At 41.7% G+C, this 16,801-nt stretch carries 23 protein-coding genes; 15 read left to right on the top strand and 8 right to left on the bottom strand.

Going from position 1 to position 16,801, the window contains the following annotated elements:
* Positions 1–2 precede the first annotated feature (2 nt).
* From LC608_RS19635 to LC608_RS19600, 8 genes are all read left to right on the top strand, one after another.
* A complete protein-coding gene (locus tag LC608_RS19635) occupies positions 3–563 on the top strand; it encodes a WGR domain-containing protein (RefSeq protein ID WP_229555112.1) in 561 nt (186 codons plus the stop codon).
* Positions 564–650: 87 nt separating this feature from the next.
* Positions 651–851 carry a hypothetical protein gene (locus tag LC608_RS19630; RefSeq protein WP_229555111.1) on the top strand — a complete coding sequence of 67 codons (201 nt, stop codon included), beginning with the start codon at positions 651–653 and terminating at the stop codon, positions 849–851.
* Entirely contained in the window at positions 848–1,189 is a 342-nt protein-coding gene (locus LC608_RS19625; RefSeq protein ID WP_190937369.1) for a hypothetical protein, read from the top strand. Before LC608_RS19630 ends, LC608_RS19625 begins: the two co-directional genes overlap by 4 nt.
* Positions 1,190–1,204: 15 nt before the next feature.
* A complete protein-coding gene (locus LC608_RS19620) occupies positions 1,205–1,417 on the top strand; it encodes a hypothetical protein (protein WP_190937370.1) in 213 nt (70 codons plus the stop codon).
* A 207-nt stretch (positions 1,418–1,624) separates the two neighbouring features.
* Positions 1,625–1,771: a hypothetical protein gene (locus LC608_RS19615; RefSeq protein WP_229555110.1), complete on the top strand. Its 147-nt coding sequence runs from the start codon at positions 1,625–1,627 to the stop codon at positions 1,769–1,771.
* Positions 1,755–1,916 (top strand): hypothetical protein, encoded by a 162-nt coding sequence (locus tag LC608_RS19610; protein WP_189525277.1) that lies wholly within the window; start codon positions 1,755–1,757, stop codon positions 1,914–1,916. The genes LC608_RS19615 and LC608_RS19610 overlap by 17 nt, the downstream gene beginning before the upstream one ends.
* A gap of 2 nt (positions 1,917–1,918) precedes the next feature.
* Positions 1,919–2,281: a hypothetical protein gene (locus LC608_RS19605; protein ID WP_094346693.1), complete on the top strand. Its 363-nt coding sequence runs from the start codon at positions 1,919–1,921 to the stop codon at positions 2,279–2,281.
* Positions 2,278–2,556, top strand: a complete 279-nt coding sequence (locus LC608_RS19600) for a hypothetical protein (RefSeq protein ID WP_190937374.1) — start codon at positions 2,278–2,280, stop codon at positions 2,554–2,556. The genes LC608_RS19605 and LC608_RS19600 overlap by 4 nt, the downstream gene beginning before the upstream one ends.
* Here the strand turns inward: LC608_RS19600 and LC608_RS19595 are convergent.
* On the bottom strand, positions 2,541–2,702 hold the full coding sequence (locus tag LC608_RS19595) for a hypothetical protein (RefSeq protein WP_229555109.1): 162 nt from the start codon (positions 2,700–2,702) through the stop codon (positions 2,541–2,543). The two genes, LC608_RS19600 and LC608_RS19595, sit on opposite strands and share 16 nt — an antisense overlap.
* Here LC608_RS19595 and LC608_RS19590 point away from each other — a divergent pair.
* From LC608_RS19590 to LC608_RS19560, 7 genes are all read left to right on the top strand, one after another.
* Positions 2,691–2,936: a hypothetical protein gene (locus LC608_RS19590; RefSeq protein ID WP_190937375.1), complete on the top strand. Its 246-nt coding sequence runs from the start codon at positions 2,691–2,693 to the stop codon at positions 2,934–2,936. The two genes, LC608_RS19595 and LC608_RS19590, sit on opposite strands and share 12 nt — an antisense overlap.
* 247 nt (positions 2,937–3,183) lie before the next feature.
* Positions 3,184–3,603 (top strand): hypothetical protein, encoded by a 420-nt coding sequence (locus LC608_RS19585; protein ID WP_229555108.1) that lies wholly within the window; start codon positions 3,184–3,186, stop codon positions 3,601–3,603.
* Positions 3,593–4,303: a hypothetical protein gene (locus LC608_RS19580; RefSeq protein WP_229555107.1), complete on the top strand. Its 711-nt coding sequence runs from the start codon at positions 3,593–3,595 to the stop codon at positions 4,301–4,303. The genes LC608_RS19585 and LC608_RS19580 overlap by 11 nt, the downstream gene beginning before the upstream one ends.
* A 163-nt stretch (positions 4,304–4,466) precedes the next feature.
* Positions 4,467–4,877: a hypothetical protein gene (locus tag LC608_RS19575; protein ID WP_229555106.1), complete on the top strand. Its 411-nt coding sequence runs from the start codon at positions 4,467–4,469 to the stop codon at positions 4,875–4,877.
* Positions 4,878–4,880: 3 nt separating this feature from the next.
* Positions 4,881–5,597 carry a hypothetical protein gene (locus LC608_RS19570; protein WP_229555105.1) on the top strand — a complete coding sequence of 239 codons (717 nt, stop codon included), beginning with the start codon at positions 4,881–4,883 and terminating at the stop codon, positions 5,595–5,597.
* A gap of 11 nt (positions 5,598–5,608) precedes the next feature.
* A complete protein-coding gene (locus tag LC608_RS19565) occupies positions 5,609–7,432 on the top strand; it encodes a hypothetical protein (RefSeq protein WP_229555104.1) in 1,824 nt (607 codons plus the stop codon).
* 17 nt (positions 7,433–7,449) lie between these two features.
* Positions 7,450–8,103 carry a hypothetical protein gene (locus LC608_RS19560; protein WP_229555103.1) on the top strand — a complete coding sequence of 218 codons (654 nt, stop codon included), beginning with the start codon at positions 7,450–7,452 and terminating at the stop codon, positions 8,101–8,103.
* Positions 8,104–8,399: 296 nt separating this feature from the next.
* On the opposite strand, the gene LC608_RS19555 is transcribed toward LC608_RS19560, so the two are convergent.
* The 7 genes from LC608_RS19555 to LC608_RS19525 all read right to left on the bottom strand — a co-directional run bounded on the left by LC608_RS19555 (position 8,400) and on the right by LC608_RS19525 (position 16,348).
* Positions 8,400–9,626, bottom strand: coding sequence for a nucleoside hydrolase (locus LC608_RS19555; protein WP_229555102.1), 1,227 nt, complete (start codon positions 9,624–9,626; stop codon positions 8,400–8,402).
* 720 nt (positions 9,627–10,346) lie between these two features.
* Positions 10,347–11,600 (bottom strand): AIPR family protein, encoded by a 1,254-nt coding sequence (locus LC608_RS19550; RefSeq protein ID WP_229555101.1) that lies wholly within the window; start codon positions 11,598–11,600, stop codon positions 10,347–10,349.
* 132 nt (positions 11,601–11,732) lie between these two features.
* Positions 11,733–12,050 carry a type II toxin-antitoxin system RelE/ParE family toxin gene (locus LC608_RS19545; RefSeq protein WP_179069429.1) on the bottom strand — a complete coding sequence of 106 codons (318 nt, stop codon included), beginning with the start codon at positions 12,048–12,050 and terminating at the stop codon, positions 11,733–11,735.
* A complete protein-coding gene (locus LC608_RS19540) occupies positions 12,047–12,313 on the bottom strand; it encodes a prevent-host-death family protein (protein WP_229555100.1) in 267 nt (88 codons plus the stop codon). The genes LC608_RS19545 and LC608_RS19540 overlap by 4 nt, the downstream gene beginning before the upstream one ends.
* Positions 12,314–12,639: 326 nt before the next feature.
* Positions 12,640–12,894, bottom strand: a complete 255-nt coding sequence (locus LC608_RS19535) for a hypothetical protein (RefSeq protein ID WP_229555099.1) — start codon at positions 12,892–12,894, stop codon at positions 12,640–12,642.
* Between the two features lie 4 nt (positions 12,895–12,898).
* On the bottom strand, positions 12,899–13,939 hold the full coding sequence (locus LC608_RS19530; protein WP_229555098.1) for a PleD family two-component system response regulator: 1,041 nt from the start codon (positions 13,937–13,939) through the stop codon (positions 12,899–12,901).
* Between the two features lie 609 nt (positions 13,940–14,548).
* A complete protein-coding gene (locus LC608_RS19525; RefSeq protein WP_229555097.1) occupies positions 14,549–16,348 on the bottom strand; it encodes a bifunctional diguanylate cyclase/phosphodiesterase in 1,800 nt (599 codons plus the stop codon).
* Between the last annotated feature and the right edge of the window lie 453 nt (positions 16,349–16,801).

Raw genomic sequence — 16,801 nt, 5'->3', positions numbered from 1 at the left:
ACATGGAAATCTATTTAGTTTTTGTTGATGCTATCCAGAACAGCAATAAATTCTGGGCTGCCATTGTTGAAGATGGTAATTTAACAGTGCAGTGGGGCAGAGTCGGTTATCAAGCGCAAACTAAAGTCCACACATTAGGCAATCATCAAAGAGCCGTTGCTAAATTTCATAATCTGGTAGCCGAGAAGAAGATGAAAGGCTACGGCGAAAGTCAGCCAGAGATTGATACTAGCCGCAGTGTTGTAGACATTAGACGAGCTATTCAATTGTTGAATATTATCCGTCCGGCTGTTGCTCTCCAGAATTTTGGTAATACCTACATATCTGCTCTTAATGAATATCTGAAAATTGTCCCTACGCCTTTGGGGATGCAGATAGATTATCACGGAATTTACCGTACTGTTGCAGATGTCGATTATCAAATGGAATTACTCAATTCTTTGTTAACGACACCTGCACCACAAGTTGCTGCGGTGGCTGTTCGTCATGCCCCGGAAGCAGCAGCAGAACCCAAGGTAATCAGTCTCAAGACTATCAGTAAGAACTTCTGGCGACATTTGTAAGGTTCAAGAGTGTGACTGGCAAAAAGCTAGCCATGCTCTTAATTTTTCTGCCTAAACACTTACTCGCATTATCAAAGAGGAAACATTATGCCGAAAAAATCCACTCATCCCGCCCCTGCTGACCATTCCTCCTTGTGCCTACAGTACCTAAGTCGTTGCGGTGGCAGCGCTCGGTTATGCAGTATCAATTTTAGCTTGGGAGTGATTCAAACATTGGTCAATCAAAGAAGAGTAAAGATTACGAATACAGGTGCAGGTTTTTTTGTGGAGTTAGACGAAGCGAAATGAAAACCCATAAAGTAACTCATCAATCATCTCTGCCTTCAAACACCCGTAATAAATTAGTTCTACGCCGGACTCGAAAAAGATTTAACCCCAAAGTATTCATTGATCGCACGATAGAAACAACTGCAATTGTCTCTCTGCTCTTGACTGGGTTTTCAGGAGTAGGGGCAATAGGGTGTTGGGGGCTGGAGATTATCGAGACTAATAACCCTAACATAATCATCTCTGGTTGGGAGTACCAGAAAAACAGAAGTCTTGGGGCTATGTTGGTCTGTTTTTCCGCCTTCTTAGGCAGTTCTTTGGTCGGAGCAAGCCTCAGTATTCAACGGGACAAATTTTAGGGAAAGAAACGGGCAATGAAAGAGTACAAAACTAAACATGGCGGCTACAAAATCGAGACTACGGAATTATCACATGGTGCTGTAGATGTTCATGTGGGAAAAACAGAACTGCTAAAAACAACTTGGGCTACTCCTACGACTCAAACATTTGATAATCATACCCAGGCTGTTCGTCACGCCAAAAATGCTATTGATAACGGCGAAATCGATTCAGTTTTTCAAGGTTAAAACACTAATAGAAATCAAGTTAACTACATCAGAGATTCGGACTATCTTACAAGGCTGCCAAAACAATTCGCAATTTCCAATTCGCAATTCGCAATTACGGAAGTAATTAATAATTGATTTGTTTAGGGTATAGAGCAACTAATTTCAATTATAAAAAGCAATTAGTATCAATATTTAGAGCAAGCATATTCATGCTTAGGGTACTAATTGCGAATTGCGAATTGCGAATTGCGAATTGGAAACGATGTGGTGCTAAATGATGCGTTCAATATTTTAGGAGAAATAGTGGATGCAATTGATCAGGTGGAGCAAATTAATCAACAAGGAGAACCTAAATATGGAGCAGGAAATTAAAAATGCAGTCGGTTTGGGTAGCCCAGAACTGGTAATAGAGTCAAAATCGGAGCCGGAGCCGGAGCCGGAACCAAAACCAACAGTAACGATTTATGATTTTGCCGCTCTGTTATCTAAGCACGAACCACCCAAAAAACAGCAATAAATATGAAACGACCAGTTTTTCTCTCTTGTATTAGTGCAGCAGCAGCAACAATTATTTGTGGATATTTCGGCACTCAATATCTCGGCAGAAATATCATGTACGTCATTAGTGGAGCAATAGCCGGGACTGGGATCACAGCATTCATGGTTGACCGAATTACTGGTCAAAATGAAATTGACCAAGTTATGTTGCGCCGACCTCGACCTTTAAATAGACCCACCAGTTGTATAGGTTGCAAATACTATCACGGGATCTCTTACAACGGCTCCCCTTTAATTTGTTCTGTTCATCCCGAAGGCATTGAGAGCGCGGAATGCCCCGATTGGCAAGGCTTTCAACTATCTAAAGAAGGAGCAAGAAAATGACATTAACCCTAAATAATCGCTCTCGAAACAAAGAATCGTCCCTGACGCAAGCGTTACGGCAGATACAACAACTAAACTCCAAGATTGCTGTGCTAGAGCAGCAGCATCAAGATTACGTGCATCAGCAACAGAATTTGATTGCTGCAATTGCTGAAATCTGTGTTTCTCCAATCCAGGAAATACAGGCGCTGCGAATTCTGATTTATAGGGGAGAGTGGGAGTGTCGGCGGTACTTGCGTTCGGTGTTGGTTAAACAAAGTCAGGCTTCAAAATGACCATACGGGAAATTATTTGCCCAGTTGATATAAAAGAGCCAAGCATAAATTAAAGCGATCGCCACCGGACAAAGAAGGCGATCGCTTCTGCCAGAAATGGCAATTACCCCAAAACTTAACTTTTGAGCTAAAGTATGAGCGCACAAACTGAAGAAATCAAAGAACTTGACCCATTAGTTTTTTGTGAAATTTGGGGATTGAGTTATGAACAGGCATCAGAATATTTAAATGTTAGAGCCAGAACAATGACAGCTTATGCCTGCAAAAAATCATCTAGAACTCATCGTCAACCATCTTCGAGAGTAAAAGCTTTAGCCGCAATACATCATAATAAATGGTTGAAAGAAGGTAAGAGTTTTCGCTCCGAAGGAGCTTGGTAAATATTGCACTGAAAATTTCTAAGTTATCAACAAAGTTGTCAACAAAGTTGTCAACAAAGTTGTCAACTTAGTAGCTTGAACCGCTTGGCGCGGTTTTTTATTATAAAAGAGCAAGGTCAATAGACAGTCAATAGACGCTGATCATTGATATCAATATGGACATCCATATTGATATCCATATTGACACTTAGATGCTACGGATATTGACTATCTTTTTAAGGCTATTGATACGGATTTGACTAAGTTCATGGAATCAGGATGGAGAAAACAACTTTTTAATCAAAAACAAAGCCAATCAGGGGTAAATCCCTTAGTTTTACCAATGTCAAAAGCGAAAGCGGTAAAAATTTTAGGTATTTGTCCCCGGACATTGGAACGATGGGCAAAAGTCGCTTCTTTGATTCCAGAGTATAGATTAATACTTTTAAGGATGCAGGCATTAGCCCAAGAGAAAAATCTTCGTGCTGCACCGATCACATCTTATCAAGTGTGGGTGGTAGGAAAGATTGGTGAATTGTTTGGAGATATCACTCAAGGGATTGACAAAAAAGCTCTCGTCGAAGCAATTGTTGAAGCAAATAAAGTCGAGTACACCCGCGCCCAGTTTGAACAAGAGCAACTGGGATTTACATCACACAGTTTAGGAGAAACACATTATGTCGGATAGCAAATTCACCCGTGCAGAATTATTTGAATTATTGAGTGCTAACTACAAGCCAGAGCAAATCATTGCTGGGTTAGAACAACTGGCTCAGTCAGATCCAACAGTTGATCCAAATGCAGAAGAATTTCCTGTAGAAATCAGCGATCGCTTAGAAAGGTTGTTCAATCTAGCGCAAGCAACCCTCAACAAATCGAAGCTGTTAGGAGGTAGTGGCAATTTGGCAAATATACAGACTCATGCAATAGATATGGCCACTGAACAATTACATCTTGCTGGAGTCAGCCGGGAAACGTTTAAAGCGTTCTTGGACATTGTGGCAGGCAAGACTGTTGCTCAAGCGCTGGCAGTTCATGAGTTTGAGCAAGAATTGTTCGATGAAATCACGAGTGAACTTGATGCTCGTTCATTACAGCGACGCACAGAGCAAGGTTTTGATGAAATAGCGTTTATTTATCAGTTGGCCAAGAATCCCGAAATCAGGCAACAAATTACCCAAGAGTACGGGTTAAAGACTGGGGATGAAATTAAGCAACAAGTTCAAACCCTCACTACTGCTGCAACTGTTGGTTTTGACCCGAAAGCATTTTTAGACGAATTAGGAGTGCCGACATCAGAAAAAAAGTCGAAACGACCTGCGACAATTCAGGATCTGAAAAATTTGACACGCTCTTTGTTGAGCGAGAAATTCCAATCTCCAGCTTAAAATGGCGCAAGTTCTTCAAGGAGAATCTTTTCGGATTCTCAGTCATTTTTTTTCTAGTTTGCATTGGGCTGTCTGTTTATGTTCGCGTTATTAATGCACCGCCACCCCAGACAACACAAACTATCGACGGGCAACAACCGTAAAATATTTTGGCTGAGTGGTTATGAAATACCAGAAGCAAGCGATGTTGGGATTATTGGGCATGGGGTTAATCGCAAGTCCTTGGTTATCGCAACTGCCAGCCCAATTTAAAACTTACAACAGTGGCATCACGATTCGAGAGTCAGAAGAACTTGAACGCATTAAAGCCGAGCAAAGGGCAGAAACCGCCGACAAAATTAACTCTCTTGGAGTTACACCCTCATTCAGTAAGTTACGAATTAGGAACTATTTAGACTCGAAAAAACGTAACCCTAGACCTGAGACTACAGGTTATTTAGAAGATGAAACAGTTTTTGTGTATGACTCAACTGGTTTATGTATTGGGCGAATTGAACAGAGGCAATGGAAATGGAAATATCGATTCAAAAATGCTTGTAAGAATTCGCCACTACTTAAAGATTCACCCAATTGATTTATGAAATATCTCACTCCAAACAAATCTAATTCACAACCGAAACCAGAATCATCACCACAAAAAGAGCCAAAAAAAGGAGGGAGTGACTACCTAGAATTATTAGCTCGGTGGATTGTGGCATTAATCTCACTGCCAGTCATCTTTATTTCACATATCATTGCCCAATTCGTTACCCCAGGCACACCCGGATACAAGCTTGTTGGTGCAATTGGTTTCTGGATTGGTACACTCCTTTCTACTGATAGCATTTGGCAGGTTTTATTTCAGGGAAAACCGATTTTTCCCTGGTTTGAAACTGAATGGATTGGTTGGATTGGTTGGTTACAACTCCTATTGAATCCCTTATTTTGGATTAGCTTCGGTATCTCTGCACTAGTGCAAGTGATGGAAGCTCGAACCTTGCGTGGCAAAGACCCACAACAGGCCAAGAGCGAGTTTGAGGAATCGAAACAATACACACTCGGCAGTAAACCAAATGGGAATATCGACCTGACAGTGGCTTTATGGGGTGATTATAAAGCTGCCGGCATGAAAGAACGTCATACAGGGGGAGCGATCGCACTATTTTTCTGGGTACTAGACATCACCACCACATTTGTTGGTCGTAATCCTTTCCGTTACACTAACCCAGCCGCAATTTTGGCTTGTTTTGCTTATAACTGTGCCTCAATGATGGCAGGCGAGATTGGTTACAACATTTGGAAATTAACTAAGTAAGAGGAATTAACATGCAGCAACAAATACCAATGCTAGGAACCAAAGAAACGGCACTTTTACGTGACGATTACCCCAGCATTGAGTATTTGGAAGCTGGGAATACCGCCTCTTGGTTACAAGAGCGTCAAGATCAGTTATTAGTCCGCGCCAAAGATGAGCGTAATGGCATGAATCTGGCGAAGTTCATCACACTAGCCACCGGTCTTACTGGCGCAGTTTGTTATGCTACCTCTCCTCTTGCTCCCATCGGTGCAGTCGTAGCTGGTGTTGGTTATCTATGGTCAATTGTTCAGGATTTAAACGATACTCATCAATTTGCACCGATTCCCTTTATCCGTGGCGACTTCTTCAGTTTCCTTTCGGCAATGGGTGATAGTGTTGCCAGAGACGAATACTTTGCTAACAAAAACGAACTGGCTGACTTGATGCTGCATCTGGAGCCAATGTCTAAGTATGAGTTTGCCATGCTCAAGCAATCATCTCATGTGGTATGTGAATACTTGAGCGCCGTTGAGCCAGGAAAAAGATTTTACGCTTACCGTTGGTTACTTGATTGGTTTATTCAGCTACGTGGGCAGTTTCCCACCCGTGAGCAATTGTCTGGGCATTTAGCGCAAGTGACAATTGACCCGCGAGTTAACTACCAACAAGTAACAGTTATTCAAGAGGCGATACAACCACAAAATCTTGGTATCCCACAAGCTCGATTTGCTCAATTACCAAATCATGCTGTGGGAACAAGGTTTGAAGAGGAAACGGGGCACTTCGCTGGCAGCGAAGGAGAAATTTCTCCCATGCCCCCTGCTCCCATGCCTCCTGCTTTTTCCCCTCCAGTCAATACCGAAATCTCCACCTACACCACTAAACCCCAAGGGCAGTATGACTTAATCGCTCACATTGCTAAAAAAGTTACCAATATGCTGTGGGTTGGTGTCCCTGGTTCTGGCAAGGGTATCACCATTAGCAATGCAATCGATGCTATTAAGCAACTGCATTCTGGCATACACATCTTTTATATTGACCCCAAAGGTGACGAAAAAGAAACCGGTTATTTCAAAGGTCGTGTTGATACTTTTAAACGGGCTAAAATCCTAGAAATGTCCCCGGTCGAAGCAGTCTTATGGGTCAAAGAATGCTTTACCGAATTTCAAAATATCTCTGGCTCCAAGCTGATTATTTTAGATGAAGGAACGGCTGTCTGTTCCAAATTTAAAAATACCAAGGGTGAAATCGGCTGGCTCAAAGATAAAATCATCTCTTACTGTTCTTGCGGCGATAGTTCCGGTTGGCATTTCTGGATTGTCGTGCAAAATCCTCACACTGATGACTTGGGCATTTCTGGCGGACTGCGATCCCAGTTAACCTCTGTGGCGTTGGTTCATCCTGATAACGTCCCGGCTTACAATGCCATGATTGCCACTCAACTCATCCCCAGCGATCGCAAGATTACCTCAACCCAAGTCATGGAGATTGCCGCACAATCACCAGTCGGTCGAGCAGTTTATTACGGCGGCATCAATGAATGGATACCAATGCCTCTGTTAAAGAATTTTTCTGGTTATAACCGGGATACCAAAAACTTTATTGACTCTGCACCAAGTAATAAGCAAACCTCTCAAGCTGAAACTAAGGAGTCAACCACACCAACAACCCAAGCTCAACAAATGTTGGCACTTTTGGAGAAGACGAAAGCCAATTCAATTGATGAGTTTATCCAAACCGAGTTGAAATTAGACGGGATTCCACCAGAGCTGATCCGAAAAGGAATCGAAAGATTGCTTCAGAATTCACATCTTAAGTACAAATTCGACGGCTGCAATAGTAATCAAAATTAAAATTTGTTGAATAACCTATGCAAGACAATAATCAAAACACCTCCCCCTCAGTAGCCTCAAGCCCTTTAAAAAAGTTAACAACGAGTGCTGTTAATTTTATTAACAGTCTCTCTCAAAGCTTTAAACTTTCAGAACGCGAACTACTAGTTAAAAAACAGTGGCTACATAATATGCAGACGAGTAAGCTTCTCAAAGAACAACAGGATTTCATCAATGAAGCTAATCAACAGATGCCTATACTATTAACTTCCAAGTCAAGATTAATAATTCTGGAAGCAATACTTGTCACTCGTGCTAGAAATGGACAACCTATAGATGATTTAGTGGCGGCAATTGAAGTAGTCAGGAAGAACGTTCTTGAGATAGATATCCAGCCCAATCTCAATTTAGAAAAGGAGCAAAAAACTCAACCACAGAAAAGCAAGGATACACTAATTACACATCGTCACCAATACGAGTTACCTATTCTGAGCGAAGTTGGTGGTTTAATCACTGATGCCCGAAACCTTATCTTAATTGTGCCTCTATTTGTTTTGATTTTGCCGATTACTAGCCCAAGAATTTGCGATTCTTGGGAGAATGCTACTGGCACTTATGAAAACAAAAGTTTGTATTGTCAACTTTTAGGTGATTTGAATCGCTTTTTTCAAGACTATCAGAAGCTGAAATGAATCTTCTATCTCTGGCAACAATCGCCGGACAGAACTGGAATGGTATTGGGGTTATCCAGCTTGTTTAGCAGCTATGTTTGCAGTTCGCTACACCTACCGTACAATACAAAACTGCCCTAGACGTAAGCCAGAGCAGTGCTTTGAGTCTCTACAGATTACACTGTCTGCGTATCCATCAATTTTAAATTGACAGACTACTAGTGCGTCTCTGATTCACTCCATTTCAAACAGGATTTGTCAAGATGATTAGCAAGACAATTGTAAGTAAGCGTGACGAAGAGATGAATATTTAAGCTTTAAGAAATAATTCCCAAATGAAAACCCTTGCGAAGTTTCTTGGCAGTTTGCCTATTTGAACGCTTTCGCAACAAAACAGCACTTGCCGCAGCAGCCAACAACCCTAGCCCGGAATTAGCTTCTGGTACAGAGTGCGGTTTAGCCTTATTTGAGAATAACTCTTGGCTGCTAAATGGCAAGTTAGCCAAACTAGGATTTAAGCAAACATTAGTATTCGGTGGTTGATTGGGAATAGCAAGAGTTTGACCCTGGTTGACCTCTGGCTTTCCATCCGTATTCACCTCTATGTGTAGCGGTGTAGGTTGACAAAATGATGGTTCGCTGAGGTTAATAGCTGCAACTAAATCCCAAGCTGGGTTAGGAATCAACGGGTCATTTCCAGAAATATTTGTCAGAGCGTAGTCCAATAATTGTGATGCCAGAATGCTCTCAGGAGTACCAGTTGCTTTCCATGCTGCTTGGTCTGCTCGAGTAAAACCAATTTGGTTAGTTGCATCCAATGGAGTTAGAGATATTGGCAATCCTGCGGAAAAGACCTTTTGTGCTGCTACCGGATCAATCCAAATATTAAACTCAGAAACTAGGTTTTGTTTCAATATCGGGTCAAGATGTTCCCTGAGATTTCCTGGAACAAAGACTGCACCGCCCATAATTTCCAGACGCGAAATCTTTTTAGCTATACTTGGGTCGATCGTCAGTGCATCTGCTATGTTTGTCGCAGAACCAGTCATTAAAATCTCAACTGGTTCTGGCGACTGATTTATTGTGTCTACAAGCAGTTGAGCAGCACTTCTTTGATCAACAGTTTCAAGGGTTTGATCTGGCAGGTTGGTAAAAGGAGCCCAAAATATATCTGTATCTGCTCGAAATGCATCCGGGAAAGTATTATTCCCTGATAAGGGTGTTTCCCTACCAACAGCAACAGGTATCCCAGTTATTCCCAGTCCTGCCAGCATCCGCATGACATTATTGCCAAATATTTGAGGGCGGGCTAATCCCTGACTTATGGTCATAGCTTTGACCTCGAACTTGGGATTTTGCAATATGTACGCCCAAGCATTCATGCCATCCTGACTACCATCATCATCCAAAATTATCGGTGTACGATTCAATGTACTACCAAAAGCAGGTTGACTACCAAAAACAATTTGCAATGCTAATAATAGTGGTAGAGAAGAGAGAAGTGAATAACAAAGATGGGTTTGGGAAAAATACTTTTTTTTCATGAAACTTTAGTTCTAGTTTGATTTAAACTTGAGTTTGAGAATTAATCTAAAAAAATTGCTCTTTCAATAGTGTTCTCATGTTATTAATTTGTTAAACAACTTATCATTAATAAAAAAAAGATTGTAGTAGAGCGATCGCTACATCAAATTTAGGAAAGTTTTATTACTTAACTATCTTTACCGCTCGCAATAAAATTAAAAGCTGACTTTTATTTCGTTACTGGCAGTTTTGGAGAACTTACACCTAATTGTTCCTTAATTTCAAAATTTTAAATAATTTTAGATGAAGCTTTGCTAAAATTAAAACATATTCAGAAATTAAAATCAAGCTGTAATTGTTCAACACTAAAACCGCTTTAATTTACAACTGCAAATTTTATTATTCTCTTAATAAATTTAAAAAAGGTTATTGTAAATTAAAGGGTTTAACGCCCCATCCCCAAGACATAAGCTTGTGAGAGTCTTGGGGTCTAAATCCCCAGACGTTCGTTCCTCTCTAAGAGAGGCTATGCGTAGCTTGCTTTTGAGTAGGCGTAGGCTAATGCAACGTTTACACAAAACGTAATTGCTCCAGATGGTACAGTTGCTTATGCCTTTGTTGAGCCAGACTTTACAAAGCGTGTAGAGCCGACGGAGATCATTGCAGTATTACTTGAGCTACAGGCTGGCAATTAAGCCCCTACAACGTTTAACCTTAATGAACAAACAGTAAAAAGCTATTTATTTAGGCACAGTAGTCGCATTGCTTTTCCTTTTTGCCCTCTTGTTTGTACCTTCTGTAACTTTCGGTTCTTCTGACTTACTGGAGTTGACCATTTTCACCAAGTGCTGATTTAGATAACTTTGTGCAGAAATATACAAACTTTCCCAAATCTCTTGATTACGGCTGATTTTTGTGCCTACTGTATTTCCTGCTGTTTTCTCCGACACCAAATATTTGCGGAAATAGTTCGTCCACAGGTGTTGGAGGAAATCTTCAGCGAATTCGTTAAACGGCAGAATCCATTTATAGTCTTTGTCTAAAAATACCCGATAGGACGCAATTATCGGTAGTGCCAAGTCGGTTGGCGCACCAAACCCAAAAGAGTACTTACTGTCCGGCAACAATGTAGTTTTACGTATATCAATTGATGCTAAATCGTTGCTACCCTTTCTTCTGGGGCTGCTGATATGGTCTTGAATGATTTCGTACAGTCTTTGCTCTATCCACAAAGCATGAGTCAAGAGAGGCAGTAAAGTGGTTAATCTTTCCCTTTCTGCATCTGTAATGTTACTTGGAAGACTCATCCCTGCTGGATGTTTGGTTCGTTTATTGCCGTCGGGATTGTATTTATTTCTGTCGAGGCAGTAAAGGAGCTTGAGCAAATGGGTGACATTGCACTGGGCATTTCTGGGAGCGCCGCTTTGGTTTTGATAATAAGCGATGCGGAATTTTCTATTTTCCTTCTGTTCTAACTGGGCTAAGTACTGCTTGATGAATTTGTAGTCACCTCTGGCATTGACTTTGGAGCGAGAATCTACTGGCGTTGTGGTATTTGAAGCTAGGGCTATGTCTTTGGCTGATTCTTCAGTCAGTCCAATGTGAATCGTAATTTTTACTCTGGCTTCGGTTAGGTCATATTTGTAATTTTTCGCTTGCTCAAATGCTAAAACTGTATGCCCGCCGTTGATAATCCCATCGCTACCGCCCTCGTTAGCTTCTAATATCTCTAGTTCTAGCTCGGTTTTGTTTCTGTTGGGCTTAACTTTATTGGCTGACAGAACGATTCCACTGTGGCGAGAGAAGAATTTTGCAGGTTCGGTCGTCAGCGAGTCGAAGATTTGTCTGTAGGTTGCACTTTTGCGGTTTGCTTCCCGAATATTCGGTTCTAGGGGCAGGTCTGTTGGGAAGCTGTCTACATGGGCTGTGGCGATAATGCAACTAGGATTGGCTTGAAAATAGTTATCTATCTTAATGTTCCAAGTCTTGGGCATACAATATGTGCAATGTCAGGGGAATTTCTATGTTAACCAAAACCCTTAACATGTCGCCCAAGTCCTCATCTTCAAGGCACTCCCCCGTGATTACAGAAGCTCAGATTTCAGCCGGAGGCAAGTCTGAGTAGTTCACTCGGATTCTTCACCTAGATCAGATTGCCGACTGTTGCGAACATGAAGAATTGCTACAGTATTTTCTGACACGACAAATAAAACTCGATATTTTCTTCGTTTTCCAACCCAAAGTTGCCGAATTTCACGACCAATCACTGGTGCTTCTGGTGCTATGCTACAGCGATTAGGAAATTCTTTCAGTGAAGCGATAGCGTCAAGAAGCTCATAATACCAGCTATTGGCTACTTCAGCACTCAGATTGTCGCACATCCAACGATAGGATGTTTCGATTTCTTGAAAGGCAGTGGGTTGAATGAGAACCTGGTAACTCATGGGCGAGGCGGAATGCCTTGTTTTTGTTCTAGGGCTGCCAAGGCTTGGTCGGACGGAATTCCTTCACCCTGCTCAAACTCATCTAGTCCTTTACGAATACCTACTATTGCTTCTAGGTAATCAATGCGTTCTAAGAGTTCTCTATATGTGGCTAGTGGATGTTTTGGAGATGTTTTGAGTGATTTCAAAAACCCAAGTAGATCCTCTAGTAGTTCGTTTGGAGTGTTGTCAATTTCTTGTAATAGCAATTCTTTGATCGTCATTACAGTTATATAGATGAGATTTCTGTTTCTAGTATGGCTAATTATAGCTAGAAGTGCAGACCATAGCACTTTAAACGTGTCGGTTCGCAGACTAATTGAAAAAATCTCAACGAAATAATAAGGGTTCTGGCATACCTTGTCGCAAGCTAAGTGAAAAACGAGTTATTTATTGTACTGTTGCATTGTGTATTTGTTGCATTAACAATCAAGTTCACTTTTGCTGTCTCCATACAAGGTTGTACTCTCTCTCAACAGCCGCCAGTAGTTTCGATTGCCTCATTACTGCCAATACAACAGCCAGCCCAGAATTAGAGTAATTGAGCGGGTTATGCGGGAGGCTCCTGAGCAATTCCTAATTCTTCTTTACTGCGCTTCAACTGTTTCCAAAGTGCTTTAATCTGACCGTAAGCATCTTCTGGGTCAAGCTTGCCATTGGTTTCTAGATTGGTGATGTAGCCAACTTTTTGAGCAAATTCTTGCAAATTGGCATTAAATACTAAGTTCTCCGGCTTAACTTGACCGTAGTACCGACTGCGAGGGTAAAGAAATTTGTTTTTGTCTGATTGATTTTGCTGTGTCATCAGTTCACCCTGGCATTAATATTTGGTTAACCAAAACTCGCATATTGCACTGAAAATGCATATTCAATAGTTGGCTATTGTGCTTGAAGCAATTGCGTCCTGCTGCTTTTGCCTGATATAGTCCTTTATCGGCTGCGGTAATTATTTCTTCAAAGTTAGAACCAGACTTAGGAATTACTGTGGCTAACCCAGCACTCAAGGTTACATGAGAACTAACTTGTGAATTTATATGTGGAATTGCCAATCTCTGGATAGCAAAGCAGATTCTCTGTGCAAGCCCCATAGCCCCAACTGCGTCTGTATTAGGTAAAACCACAGCAAATTCTTCCCCACCATACCGTGCAACTAAATCAGCTGGACGTTGAACAACATCTTTGATGGCTTTAGCAATTTCCCTAAGAGCGCGATCGCCTGCCTGATGACCATAAGTATCGTTGTAGGATTTGAAGAAATCAACATCAAAGAGGATGAGGGACAGAGGCTGTTGTTCGCGTGCCATGCGCCGCCACTCCTGGTCTATATACTCTTCAAACCGTCGGCGGTTAGCTACTTGAGTTAAAAAATCGATAGTAACTAACGTAGCTAATCGCTGCAATTTTTCGTTAGCGGCAAGGAGTTTTTGATGTAGCTGCGATTGCTCAATCAAGCGTCTTACCCGTTGACGCAAAACTTGCCAGTTAATCGGTTTGGTAACATAGTCCATTGCGCCTACAAGAAATACTCGCTCAATTAACTCAGTATCCTCAAGTTCTGTAATCATTAAAACTGAGGTGTACTTAGTTGAGTCAATACTCAGCAATTTGGCACAACACTCAAACCCTTCCATATCTGGCAAGATGGCGTTAAGCAGTACTAGTTCCGGGCGCAATTGTTGAAAAACATTTATTGCTTCCGTGCCATCTTTTGCTTGGGCTACTCGATACCCTGATTGCTCTAGCAAAAGTCGCAGTTGTTGACGGTTAAATGCTTCATCGTCAACAATGAGAACTAAAGATTGGTCTGTTCTATTGTTTTCAGAATGTGCAGCCGAAAAATTTTCTCCCATGATGGTATTGCACGGTTCCTTGCTTGATTACAGTGGTAGACCTTAAGTTACTGTTGTAGCTAAAAATACGTAATTACCTGGAGATTGAATTTAAATAAATTTTTTTAGTATCTGAATATACAAACGAGTCTGACGTCGAATAACAAATTATTTGTCGCCGGTAACACATTACTGTCGCTCTATGATGCACCCTGCTAACTTAGGCTATATCAAGGATTAGCCCATTATATGCACACAGTATCAGTCTTTTTTGTCTGCTGTTATTCCAAGGAATCGAAAGTGCTAAAACATAGCTGGGATGGGAATTTCATCAATTTAAAAGTTTAACGACATTAATTTGATAACACGACAAATAAATTGTTATCCGACACTAGTTCTAAAATGTTGCGCCTACAAGTTGCAACTTTTATAGCCTTCAGTTCTAAAAGCAAAGCTGTCAAAAGAGAAAAATTCTCTAACCGACAGCTTAATATCTAGCTCACTGAATATTACACACTCAAACTTAAGCGTCTGTACGGTTTCAGACATTTGGCTCCTTAGTACAAAACTTTTAACAAGGGCTGCCCAATCGTTGCCATGAAGGTGAACGTTTAACAGATCAAAGAACGCTTACCACTGCGGATTCGCCATAATTAACGCTTCTGCTGCCTTGCTCTCTAATGGCTTCGAGAAAAAGTATCCCTGAGCATATTCACATTTCAACTCTCTGAGCTTTTGAAGCTGCTGCTTTGTTTCCACCCCCTCGGCGGTCACATCTACACCTAGTTTCTTGCCTAAGGTCACAATTGTCTCAACAATATCTACATTTCCTGATGCAACGCCACGACCACTAATGAAGGACTGGTCAATCTTCAACCCATTAATCGGAAAGTGATGGAGACGACCTAATGAGGAATACCCTGTACCGAAGTCATCAATTACTAACTTAATTCCTAAATTTCTCAGTTGCTTGAGCATGACAGTGGCATTATCGCCGTTTTCCATAATTGCGCCTTCTGTAATCTCCAGCTTCAAACTCTGTGCATCTAAGCCAGTTGAGTGTAGTACTTGATTGATATGCCCCAGCAGCTTTTGTTGACTGAATCGAGAGCTACAAATATTGACGTTGATGGTCAAAGGTTGCTCACCCAGATGATCTGAGCCGGGGGAAAATCGCTCTTGCCACTGCTGCGTCTGACCACATGCCTTATGCAGCACCCACTCGTCAATCGGGATGATCAGTCCGCTTTCTTGCGCGGCTGGCATGAATTCCTCTGGCAAAAGAATACCCTGTTGTGGATGTTGCCAGCGCACCAGCGCTTCAAAACCAGTTATCCTCCCGGTCTGGAGTGAGATAATAGGCTGGTAGTAAACGTGAAACTCATGATGTTCAATTGCTCGGCGCAGGTCGTTTTCTAGCTGCAAGCGTTCCACTATCTGGGTATGCATCTCGGTATCAAATATCTCGTAGCGTGCCTTGCCGCGCACCTTAGCTCGGTACATAGCAATGTCGGCATTACGTAAGAGGTCTTCTGGTTGCTCATAATCTGTTGCGCTCAAAGTAATGCCAATACTCACTGTGGTAAAGATTTCTTGTCCACTTAAAGCTATAGGAAGTGCTAATTTCTCTTGTATCCGTTCAACAACACGTACCGTGTCGCTGATATCCTGAATACCTTCAAGCAGGATTATAAACTCGTCTCCTCCAAACCGTGCAGCTATATCTGTAGGGCGCAAGCATTCCGTGAGCCTTTGAGCAATAACAAGCAGTAATTGGTCGCCAGATGTATGTCCAAGGCTGTCGTTGATCAACTTGAAGCGATCCAGATCTAGAAAAAGGACAGCAAACAGATGATCCAAATGCCGTTTTGAATACTCGACCACATGTCTTAGGCGGTTCATGAACAAAGCTCTGTTTGGAAGCCCTGTTAATGCATCGTGAAAGGCATCATAAACTAATTGGTCTTCGGCAATCTTGCGCTCGGTGATATCACGAGAGTTAATAACTATGCCTTTCACCAATGGTTCGGCAATAAGATTGGTACCAGTTGATTCAAGAAAGCGCCAGGAACCATCTTTGTGCCGAAAACGAGACTCTACTCGTACAGTGGCACCGAAATTTTGAATTAGGTAGTTGAAGCTGCTAGAAGTCCTTAAAATATCATCTGGATGAATAAACTCAAAAGCATTTTTGCCGATCAGTTCCTCTGGCTTATATCCTAAAATCCTCTCAATAGATGGACTTTCGTACCGAATAGTGCCGTCTGGTTCAAAAATACCAATGATGTCAGAGCTATTTTGAATCAGCGAACGGAATTTAGCTTCGCTTTCGCGTAGTGCTACTTCAGCCTTTTGCCGCTCAGTAATGTCTCCACCGAAGCCTGCCATGCAAATGATGCTCCATGCTTTATCTTTTACGGCGGACTTCATAACCTGCCGTATAGAGACGCTTACGACTACTTGTCTGTATTATTTTTATGTATTATAGCGGTTTAGTTTCTGCTTGAGTGTAATACAGTACAGGATGGACAATAGAGGTATGTTAATCTCTAAGTACCTGGGGGGAATGGCACTAAGTTAAGCTGAAGGGTATGCAGGTATGCAGTGTAAGGATTGCAGAGGAGCAGGGGGGCAGGGGCGCAGGGGCGCAGAGGGGAATTTCTAAATATCCGTTCGTATGCTTAAAACTTCTTCTTTCTCCCCTGCACCTCCGCTCCTCTGCACAAGAGCTGCCTCAACGATTTTCCCTTTTCTTAGTGCCATTCGTACCTGGGGGAATGAAATTTTAGTCTTGTAATCTGCACTCTTATAGTAGATCAATACACATAAAAATAAAGAAGGCTATTTTCGACAACTGGCAAGTTGATGAGCGTGTCAGTTTGA

The organism is Nostoc sp. XA010 (assembly GCF_020829625.1).
Taxonomy (GTDB): domain Bacteria; phylum Cyanobacteriota; class Cyanobacteriia; order Cyanobacteriales; family Nostocaceae; genus Nostoc.
The sequence above is the reverse complement of the archived record's forward strand: the minus strand, read 5'-3'. Positions and strand labels throughout refer to the sequence as shown.